Below are 1,606 nucleotides of genomic sequence, written 5' to 3' on the forward strand. Positions count from 1 at the left end.
CAAAAAAGGAAAAAGTTGTCCTCTTCAGGCAACTTTCTTTCTTAGGTTATGTGCTAAAGCGTGTAATCCAAATTCCAGTTCTACTTTTTTCAGACCTTTTAATGTAAATCTCTTAAAACCATTGCAATGTTTCAGATGGGCAAACACAGGCTCTACTTCAACCGAACGTTGTCTGCGTTTTTTGATGCCTTCTTCGCTGTTTAAAAGCTGTCTGATTTTTTCTTTGTACTGCTCCAAATGGTGGTTTCTCTCGATGCTCCGGTTGCCTTTGGAACTGTGACAAGCGCTTCGTATCGGACAACCGTCACAGTTTTTTGCCTGATAATGCGATAGGTTTTGCGGGTAACCGGTCTTGGTTTTCCGGATACTTTCGTGTGTTTTTGCCATTTTTTGTCCCATCGGACAAACGTAAAAATCTTCTTCAGCGTTATAAGGCAGATTTTCTTTGCTGAAACTTTTGTGTTTCGCCTGATAATGGGCATTTTGCTCTTTATCGAACGTATTGTATTTTACAAATGGAGTAATGTTTTTCTGTATTAATAATTCGTAGTTCTCTTCGCTTCCGTAACCTGCATCGGCGGTGAGTTCTTCCAGTTCATTCATCCTTTTTTTGCCATATAATTTCTCAAAATTATCCAGATGGCTTTCTAAGGTATTGATGTCATTGGTTTGCTGATGAATGGTGTAGTTGACAATAAATTGATTCTCGGTAGAAATCTGCGCATTATAGGCGGGTTTTAGCTGTCCGTTCATCATGTGATCATCCTTCATTCTCATAAAAGTAGCATCTTCGTCGGTCTTGCTGTAAGAATTCCTCTCTGCTAAAATCGCTTCCTGAGCTTCATATTTACCGAGGTTTTTCTCAAAATTGTTTTTAATGTAATTCAGCTTGGCTTTGGCTTTTTTGTCGGAATCGGTTTTGCCATCGCTGCCTTTTAATTTGGCATTGATATTTTCTACTGTTTGCTGAATTTTTTCTTTGCTGATTTCTTTAAATTCTGGTGGTTCAGGATCTTTATCTTCTTCCCGGGCAACACTTTGGGCATAGTTCCAAAGTTCTTCCAGCTGGCGAAGCATCTTTTCTTTATTGGTTTTAATGGCATTTGCCCAGACAAAAGTGTAACGGTTAGCCTGTGCCTCAATTTTGCTTCCATCCACAAAAACCTGCCTCAAACTTACCAAACCTTCTTCTGACAATAGTAAAACCACTTGCGAGAAAATATCTTTGAAGGCGGCTTCCAACCTATTGGTTCGAAAACGGTTCACCGTATTATGATCCACGATGCTCATATTGGAAAGCCACATAAAATTGATGTTCTCGCGAAGCGCTTTTTCAATTTTCCGCGACGAATAAATGTTATTCATGTAAGCAAAAACCATCACCTTGAGCATCATCACGGGATGATAACTGGGATTGCCTTCCTTGCTGTACACTGTAAGAAGTGGGGCAATATTTATTTTATCTAAAACACTATTCACCACTCGAACAGGATGATTCCCGGGAATCAAATCCTCAAAACTATAGGGAAACAACTCCAACTGATTCTGATTATAATACTTGAAATTCATAAACAAATATCTGATTATCAAATATAAAAATATAAAA

Annotated in this window: 1 protein-coding gene; it reads right to left on the reverse strand. The window is 38.4% G+C overall.

Translation table 11 applies throughout. The features are described from left to right. Positions 1 to 24 precede the first annotated feature (24 nt). The gene (locus BUC06_RS23260) at positions 25 to 1,569 is read right to left on the reverse strand and encodes an IS1182 family transposase (protein ID WP_073337009.1); all 1,545 of its coding nucleotides are present in this window, start codon (positions 1,567 to 1,569) and stop codon (positions 25 to 27) included. Positions 1,570 to 1,606: the final 37 nt, after the last annotated feature.

It is taken from the genome of Chryseobacterium carnipullorum, assembly GCF_900142785.1.
In the GTDB taxonomy this organism is placed as follows: Bacteria; Bacteroidota; Bacteroidia; order Flavobacteriales; family Weeksellaceae; genus Chryseobacterium; species Chryseobacterium carnipullorum.

What these genes read in the sequence shown, in the direction of transcription:
- BUC06_RS23260 (WP_073337009.1), bottom strand. Translation starts at nt 1,569, where the DNA reads ATGAATTTCAAGTATTATAATCAGAATCAGTTGGAGTTGTTTCCCTAT.